The organism is Coleofasciculus sp. F4-SAH-05 (assembly GCF_040222985.1).
GTDB classification, from domain to species: domain Bacteria; phylum Cyanobacteriota; class Cyanobacteriia; order Cyanobacteriales; family Coleofasciculaceae; genus Coleofasciculus; species Coleofasciculus chthonoplastes.
On record NZ_JAVKBY010000095.1, the window covers coordinates 1 to 8,637 of the forward strand.

Genomic DNA, 8,637 nt, shown 5'->3' on the forward strand with positions numbered 1-8,637 from the left:
AATCCCTCAATTATCTCGACTCGCCCCACTATCATTACCGGGAAATCCCTCAATTATCTCGACTCGCCCCACTATCATTACCGGGAAATCCCTCAATTATCTCGACTCGCCCCACTATCATTACCGGGAAATCCCTTAATTATCTCGACTCGCTGCATATCATTACCGGGAAATCCCTCAATTATCTCGACTCGCCCCACTATCATTACCGGGAAATCCCTTAATTATCTCGACTCGCTGCATATCATTACCGGGAAATCCCTTATTTCGTTGAGGAATTCTCATCGTTCGTTCACCCGTTGGCACGGATAACGTGGTGGGTTACGGCGGATCGCCAATTAAAGGGTTTGTGTTGTGAATTAATTACCACCTAACCCACCCTACGAATTACGGTTGATCGGGGTCTATAGGACGGCACATTTTCCCATGATATAAAAGTACCTAAAATCTGCCGAAAAGTCAAGGGCTAATTCGTTTTTTTTAGACAGAGATTAAGTTCTGCAAATAGTCCTCAAACACTGACGAATGACATAAGACATAAGACAAATGACGAATTAACCCTCCACCTGATCCCGACGCACTCGATAGTAAATCGCCTTCACATTAGGACCAAAGACAATCTCCTCTTCATTTTGCAGTTCATAGCTTTGGTGCTTTTGACCGTTAATTAACAAGCCATTAGAACTTAACTTCCCTTTAAGATTGCCATCAACAATACGATAGGCATTATGCCCATCCTCACCCTCTACTCGCATTAACGTGGCGTGGTGACGGGAGACAAACTGTGAGAACAGACGAATATCACAATCATGGTCTCTGCCAATGGAATAGAGTTCACCGTCTAGGACAAACCGATGTCGTCCTCGGTCATCTTGAACAATGAGAACATGTCCCTCCGGAAAATCAGACGTATCTGAACTCACCCCGCCGGAAGATGACTGATCCGATGAGGGTGGGGAATCGGGAGTTGGTTCAATGGGCAACATCTGACTTATGCTCAAGCACTACAGATCATGGTAGCGACAGGAGTCGCCAACTGGAACACCTTGCTCTTAAGATCCAACATCTCGGCAAGCGCGATACAGGTCTATCCAGCCTTTGCGTTCTTTGACCACAGTTTCGAGATACTCGTTCCACACTAACGTATCTTGAATCGGATCTTTAACCACAGCCCCCACCAATCCAGAGGCAATATCCTTAGCGCTGAGGTGTCCATCGCCAAAATGGGCGGCTAGGGCTAACCCACTATTCACCACCGAAATTGCCTCGGCTGTACTCAGGGTACTACTAGGAGATTTTAGTTTAGTTTTACCATCGTCGCTGATACCGCTACGCAGTTCGCGGAAAATTGTCACCACCCGGCGGACTTCAGTTAAAGCGGGGGCTTGCACCGGGAGTTCTAAAGCACGTCCTAAGCTTGCAACTCGTTGTTGAACGATACTCACCTCCTCATCAATCGTTTTCGGTAACGGCAAAACAACAGTATTAAAACGGCGTTTCAGGGCGCTAGACAAGTCATTGACCCCCTTGTCGCGATTATTCGCTGTGGCGATAATATTAAAGCCTTTAATCCCTTGCACCTCATCCCCCAATTCAGGAATCGGTAGCATCTTTTCCGAAAGCATCGTAATCAGCGTATCTTGGACATCAGCCGGAATCCGAGTCAACTCTTCCACCCGGGCAATTTTCCCCGTTTCCATTGCCACCATTAGGGGACTAGCCACTAACGCCTCCATCGAGGGACCGTCTGCCAGTAAGCGGGCATAGTTCCACCCATAGCGAATGGATTCTTCACTGGTGCCGGCTGTGCCTTGAATCAGTAACGTTGAATCCCCAGAAATAGCAGCAGCTAAATGTTCCGATACCCAAGACTTAGCGGTTCCCGGAACCCCCATCAACAGTAAAGCACGGTCTGTGGTGAGGGTAGCAACAGCTATTTCTATCAGTCTGCGATCGCCAATATACTTAGGTGATACCACAAACCCATTCTCCAGTGTACCGCCCAATAGATACGTTGTGACTGCCCAGGGGGATAAATTCCAGTTCGGTGGACGCTGGCGTTTATCTGCTTTTGCCAATTCCGCCAACTCTTCAGCAAACTGTTGTTCCGCATGTTCTCGCAATAAAACGTTTTGATTGTTTAGCTTTGCACGATTCACAGTTGTTTGTCCTTAAAAAGGCTCTTCCGTACCTGCTATACTAAACTAACTTTCTCACCATTTATCTCAATTCGTTAGATTTAGTCCTTCTGTAAAGACACCAATCAGTTAGGCGGTAGGTACAATACAAGTGGCAGGTGTTCCCTATTCCCGAAGTTTTTGCTCTATTTCTATCATAAGCACTCTCGAAGCGCCATAGTTTAAACGAGGAAGAAATTATGACTAAGAAAAAATTTATTAGTCCCAAAATCGATTATGCCTTCAAAAAAATATTTGGCTCAGACCAAAGTGAAGACATTCTCATCAGCTTCTTAAATGCCATTGTCTACAATGGGGAAAGTGTCATCTCTAGTTTAACTATTGTCAACCCTTACAATCCCGGTCAAGTCGAAACCTTAAAAGATAGTTACTTAGATATCAGGGCTGTTCTAAACAGTGGAGAAATTGTCCTCATTGAAATGCAGGTCGCACGGGTAGCCGCATTTCATAAACGAGTAACCTATAATCTCTGCAAAGCTTATGCTAATCAGTTGGCATCAGGAGACTATTACCTGGAGATTACGCCAGTCATTGCCGTAACAATTACCGATTTTATTCTGTTCACAGAAAGTCCTAAATGTATTCATCATTTCGTCTTAAAAGACAAAGAAAGCTCATCGGAATATCCTGAACATGAATTGCAGCTAATTTTTGTAGAATTACCGAGATTTGTGAAAAAATTGCCAGAGTTAAAAACATTGGCAGAGAAATGGATTTATTTTATGACGCAGGCTCAAGACTTAGACGAAATTCCAGAGAGTTTGGCAGAAGTTACGGCAATAGAGAAAGCGTTAACGATAGCCAATCAAGCGAACCTGACACCAGCAGAAGCTGAGGAAGTCAGTCGTCGAGCCATGCAATTGCACGATGAGATAGGACGCATTAAATATGCTACCGAAGAAGCATCGAAGGAGGCGCGGGCAGAAGGTCGCCAAGAAGGTCGCCAAGAAGGTCTTCAAGAAGGTCTTCAAGAAGGTCGCCAAGAAGGTCGCCAAGAAGGTCGCCAAGAAGGTCGCATTACAGAAGCACGCGCTTTAGTCCTGCGTCTGCTGAACCAGCGATTTCCAGACAAGACAGCGGAACTCAATCCCTTAGTCGAAGGATTGTCGTTGTCAGCGATAGAAGAGTTAACCGAATCTATTTTTGAGTTAAATAATTGGGAGAATTTATTAATCTTATTGGCAGAGATAGACCAATAAACTAAGAAACCATTGCCGCTCAAATTTCTCTGCCCATTTCATAGCGCAAATTCAAAACTGCCAATACTTCATCAATCACTTCCGTCCAATAGGAGGCTAAAGCCGACCGTTCCGGAACAATATTGTTAAAACGGGTCGAGAGTTCGGGGACAATCTCAGGACTCATAAAATAGGCAAACTCTTTTAATCCAGTAGATAGCGACCAATCGTAAGGATTATCCGTCTTCGCCAGATAGCGGCGCACACCATCTAAAACGATACCTGTCAGTTCAGCACTCCAAGGAGAGTGGCAATGAGTTAATAAGGTGAACGCCGGATGTGTGCTGTCAAATGGGACTTTGCTAGATGGGAATAAATTTAATAAAAAGCTATCTCGTTGTTCAGGAGAGAGGACATTAATTAACCCAGCAATTAATTTATTTTGCGGGATTAAATACCCCTTAAACGTACTAGAAAACGGCAGTATAACCTCTGCCCATTCTGTATTCTGTTGTCCCATCGCCGCCACCGCCCAGCCTTCAACCAAGGAATGATCCCATTCACTCCGTTTTGCAGCTTTTATCCATTCAGCCGGGGATTCTTCCTGAAGTTCTGACCACAAAGAAAGGGGAGTCGCGGCGACAATTTGTAAAATTATCCAGGCTTTATTACCTAATAACTGAGGCGGCTGTTTGCTATCAATACCATCTCTGGTTATCTCTTGTTCATTATAATCAGGGAGGATAAAATCTAGATGTAAACGGTTACGCTTGCGTCGAAATGTGATTGCTGATTGGATGCGTTGCTGCATCCGCTGACATAAACCCGATTCCGGTAACTGTGCTAATAAATGAGCCGCTTGGCGTCGCACGTCTTGGCGGCGGTCATCCAGCGCCATCTCTAAAAATGGCTCATCTTCTAGGTTTAAGCCAATTTGTAGGGTGTCTAATAAGGCGATTCTGCCATCTGACGATTCTTGTTGCCACACAGCCACAAGTCGTTCCCGTGCCGAGGTGGGATGTTCACGTCGCAGATGGTGTAATAGAAGCTTGCGGGCGTCTAGACTTCCCCTTGTCCACGTTTGTTCGATATCCTCATCTCCCACATAATTCCAATCTGGATTATGGGCAGCTAACCACCGTCCCCGTTGACCCAAAACCGGGAGAATTGCGGGGCGTAACTGGGGTGAAGTGCGTCCAACTTCCAATAACTCTGGCAAACAATAGTCGGGAACCCGGTATCCAGCAGTAGCAGCGGCGGTTAACCATTCCGGTAACAGTTTTACCCGCTCTTTTTGTAGCATCAATTTCAAGTATTGGGCGGCGCGGGGACTACAGGGGGGTTTATCGTCAGGTAGACAGGGTTGGGGTAACGGTTGGTTATCGGAAATCGCACGTTGTCCGGCGCGGTGATAGAGAGAAATTGCCCCAGCCGCGCTGAGTAATGTGGCTTCTGGGTTAGTCGGATTCAGTTGGGATAAAAGTTGACCGAGTGGGTTAGTTGCTGGAGTAAGTGTGAGAGTTCGTCTCTCGGTGCCAACTAAGGCGGTGGTGATTACGTCTTGCCAGAGACTCATTGAGGCTTTACCGAAGATGGGATGGCTCTTTGGTACTTGTGGTGGAACCCCTAGTTTTTAGGTAATAGGGAACAGAAAAAGTCATATACCGCAAGCCTTTGACCCACTTCAATAACTTTTTATTATCACCATAATTCCCGAAGAGCCAATAAGGACACATTACCAACCCTTTTCAGAATAAGGGTTTCAGTTTTCATTCTTCCGAAAGTGACACAAGAGCGTTATTTTAAGTCTGGAATTTCTTGATCAAGCTGACTAACGCAATAAGCAATTCCTTTAACCTTGAATAAAGGAATAGGAATCCCCAAAGTTTTGTAGCCTAAATTCTGGACTTTTTTCTCTTTAGCTTCCCCACGATATTGCCAAACTAAATTTCTCATCTTTCCAGGTTCAACTACAAAAATTTCCACTGAAGGAAGTAGAAATATCCAGTAATCAGCTTGTGATCGCCATCCCCAGCCCGGAATATTTTTATTATCTACCGAGACAGTTTCAAAAAATAGATTTCCTGTCCTAGAGGAAGCTAGATCAAATTTGTATTCAACACTAATTGTAGTTCCATCTAGACGCATAAATATTCTATCTATACAGTTATCCTGATATTTCTTAATACCCGAAACATCTAGAATTTTATACGCAGAACCAAACCATTTATCAAGTATCATCTCACCATGTTTACCTATAAATTCTTGGCTCTTAAAATCATACATTTTCTTTTCAGTCTGTGTCGGCATTTTCATCTTTATTACCTTCACTATATAGCATGGGAATAGTCAGTTGTACACCACCTTTATGCAGACGAATAGGAATACCAGAGTATTTAGCAATCCATTTAATCCAATTTTTCAGGGTTTGAGAACGACGATTACTTGTATCAGCAGCCCGCAATATTTCTGGAAAAGCTAGTTTTTTAACAAGATCATCATTTAAGATCGGTTCATTATCCAGTTGACTCTCTTTTTCCGAAACGGCAGTAATAATTCGCCAGACAGGAGGATAATTCAACATTGCTTCAATGAGTAGTCTGAACTGTAAATCCTCATCGAACCCTTCGGCAATTAGTCTTCCTTTCTCAGTTAACTCTGGTGATAATTGCCTGCCTTGTCGTTTTCTGACAATCAACTTGAGTTGCTCTAAAGCATGTTGTGCATACTGTCCATGTCGCGAAATATATTCTTTCTTCTTTCCTGTATGCCCTAATGCGTAACCTAAATTATACGAATCGGTGATTCCCTGGTGAATTAACACTAGAGCCTTAACTATTTTCTTGGGCTGATCATACTGAGGTATAGATTCTACAACATTTTTATCATCCCAATCATCCGTAATTTTAAATCTTGTTTTGAACAAGTCTGCTTGTTTTATTTTTACATCAATTATCAATACTTCACCTTTGACAAAATCAGGTCTATAAAACAAACTACAAGTTATACCCGGAATTTTATTAGTGTTTATGTCGTAGAAATCTGTCTTAGTAAATTGACCATCCCTTTCTAAAACCTTTAGGAATTGATTCAGCTCTTGGCATACTTCAGAAGGAAAATATTTCTGTGGATTATTTAATTTTCCTTGCAGCTTTGGATCGGCGCATATCTTGAACATTAATTATTTCTCCTCAAGTAAATTTTCTACTTCAATAAGACCATTATCTATCGCAAGAAGTTTGTGAGCAACTTCTGAAACTGGGATTGGAAGATAATTTGTGAGACGAGGACTAACAAAGGCAACAGCTCGGCGTGTATGATAGGTTACATAAATGCAATCAACGTCAACCTGTAAACGCTCCCAACATTCCGTCATATTTAGCCGGAAACCTGATAAAGATATTTCCTCAGTCTTACCAATAGCACCATCTTTTTCAGCTTCTTCTAAATCCTTCAAAGGCACTAAAAACGCAACAACTTGACCGTAATAGGTAGCAGCAATTCTCTTCATACCTAGCTGAACCTGGCGCTTAAATTTTGGCAGGCTTTCTCTTAGGTCTGACAATGGGAGTTGCTTGAAAGAACTCACAGGCTTTCCTTATAGTGCAATAGTACTAATGTACTATATTGTTTTAACCCAATTATGACTTATTAGGCAATATAGCGCTAATTTACAAAATTGACAAGTTTTACAATTTTGCGCCATAAAGCTTTGTATACAAGGGTTTATGGCTTGTAATTTGCGTTAACACCAGTAAATCTAACCAAATCTAGGGCTAAAGCCCTGACTACGAACCCGCTCTTATCCATCAAAACGCAATAAACTGATGTTGGGAAAAAGCACTTAAGGGAAAAAAGTCATCACCATTCCATTCGCCAAACACGGTGATGGGATGTCCTCCACTCAGGGCAAATAACTGCCAATTCTCTGTAAATTTGGGGGTGAGGCGTAATAGGTGATTGTCACCGTCGCGCAATGCCCATCCTTGGTTATGTTTCTGGGGAATAACCCCTTGTAAGCTGAGGGGAAATTGGTCTAACCAGGGTTGACAAGCTAAGGCATTTGTGTATTGAGTTAGAGCAGTTGCGATCGCGCTTTCCCCCTGCATCTGTGTAAAGGGTATGGCTGGGGCGTGACGGGTTTTGACAATTGCCCGCAACGGATAAGCGCTGGCAAAGAATCCCAAATCGGCGTCGAGGAGAGTACCGGGGATGATACTGGTGTCTAGGGGTTGAGTATGATGGGCAAAGGTAAGAATTAGGGCAAATCGATGGGTTTGTTGTCCTTGTAACCATATCCGTTGCGCCCTGAGGTTATCCTGGTCTTCGATACACTGTCCTAAAATTAACCAGCGATCGCGGATCATCGAGGTAGCGGTTTCAACTTTATGCCCCCAACCAATCGCCGTGCGGATATCAGCTTGAATGTCTGGGGGTAATGTTTCTAGGCGAATAAATCCTTGAAGTAACAAATACAAGCGTCCCAACCGTTGCAAAAGGCGTTCTTGCCAACCCACCCCCGTATACGGAATCCCCGACATTTCCTGTAACTGACGCGCCAATCCTGGGGCTTGAGCATCAATCATCCGGGCGGCTACCGTATCCCAGAAACTATAGTCTTTTTCCGGTAAGTTGGCTAATCCCTGACGGACTAAATCACGCAACCAACGGTCTAATTCTTGCACCCCGGCGGTAACATTTTCCTCCCGTTTGGCGGCGCGTTTGGCTTTAGCCACGGGATTAGCAACGGTTTCTGATTTTTCTACCTTTTTCGCCTGTTTTTGGCGGCGAGTGTTAATCCAATCGTTTACCCAATCAGGGGATTGATTTGGGTTAAAACTATCGGGTTGATTGGCGAAGAGTAATAAGAGTCCGAGTCCATGTTTGCAGGGAAATTTACGACTCGGACAACTGCATTTAAACGCGGTTTCACCTAAATCGATTTGGGTTTGATAGGGGTTACTTCCACTTCCTTGGCATTCTCCCCACACCGCCTCCTGATTTCGTCCCAATCCTTGCCATTTCGATAAGCGTGCCAAGCCTTGACCATTTTGGGCAGACTTAGCATCGGGGGCGAGTGCGAGGATTTGTTCCGGAGTCCAGGTAATAGCCATGTTTGTAATAAACTACCCAGACCTGCTAAGAGCTGAGGTCTGGGTTTTTAGTAGCCCGCTCAGTCATCGAACAAGCTAAGACTTCGGCGTGAGCGCTCAGTCGAACGCTGAACATACTTAATAGTTCGGCTTAGCTTGCACGATAAC

At 44.0% G+C, this 8,637-nt stretch carries 8 protein-coding genes; 1 reads left to right on the forward strand and 7 read right to left on the reverse strand.

Translation table 11 applies throughout. From position 1 onward, the window contains the following. Positions 1-554 precede the first annotated feature (554 nt). A complete protein-coding gene (locus tag RIG27_RS11945; RefSeq protein ID WP_446345359.1) occupies positions 555-986 on the reverse strand; it encodes an FHA domain-containing protein in 432 nt (143 codons plus the stop codon). A 66-nt stretch (positions 987-1,052) separates the two neighbouring features. Beyond that, positions 1,053-2,159, reverse strand: a complete 1,107-nt coding sequence (locus RIG27_RS11950) for an ATP-binding protein (RefSeq protein WP_446345361.1) — start codon at positions 2,157-2,159, stop codon at positions 1,053-1,055. Positions 2,160-2,377: 218 nt separating this feature from the next. Here RIG27_RS11950 and RIG27_RS11955 point away from each other — a divergent pair, with 218 nt between their 5' ends. Further along, positions 2,378-3,397, forward strand: a complete 1,020-nt coding sequence (locus RIG27_RS11955; RefSeq protein ID WP_446345363.1) for an Rpn family recombination-promoting nuclease/putative transposase — start codon at positions 2,378-2,380, stop codon at positions 3,395-3,397. 19 nt (positions 3,398-3,416) lie between these two features. Here the strand turns inward: RIG27_RS11955 and RIG27_RS11960 are convergent, their stop codons facing one another. From RIG27_RS11960 to RIG27_RS11980, 5 genes are all read right to left on the reverse strand, one after another. Next, entirely contained in the window at positions 3,417-4,952 is a 1,536-nt protein-coding gene (locus RIG27_RS11960) for a DUF5691 domain-containing protein (protein WP_446345365.1), read from the reverse strand. Positions 4,953-5,173: 221 nt separating this feature from the next. Beyond that, entirely contained in the window at positions 5,174-5,692 is a 519-nt protein-coding gene (locus RIG27_RS11965; RefSeq protein WP_446345367.1) for a hypothetical protein, read from the reverse strand. Next, on the reverse strand, positions 5,670-6,554 hold the full coding sequence (locus RIG27_RS11970; RefSeq protein ID WP_446345369.1) for a DUF7226 domain-containing protein: 885 nt from the start codon (positions 6,552-6,554) through the stop codon (positions 5,670-5,672). The genes RIG27_RS11965 and RIG27_RS11970 overlap by 23 nt, the downstream gene beginning before the upstream one ends. Positions 6,555-6,557: 3 nt before the next feature. Further along, positions 6,558-6,965, reverse strand: coding sequence for a hypothetical protein (locus RIG27_RS11975; RefSeq protein ID WP_446345371.1), 408 nt, complete (start codon positions 6,963-6,965; stop codon positions 6,558-6,560). 220 nt (positions 6,966-7,185) lie between these two features. After that, on the reverse strand, positions 7,186-8,490 hold the full coding sequence (locus RIG27_RS11980) for an SWIM zinc finger family protein (RefSeq protein WP_446345373.1): 1,305 nt from the start codon (positions 8,488-8,490) through the stop codon (positions 7,186-7,188). Between the last annotated feature and the right edge of the window lie 147 nt (positions 8,491-8,637).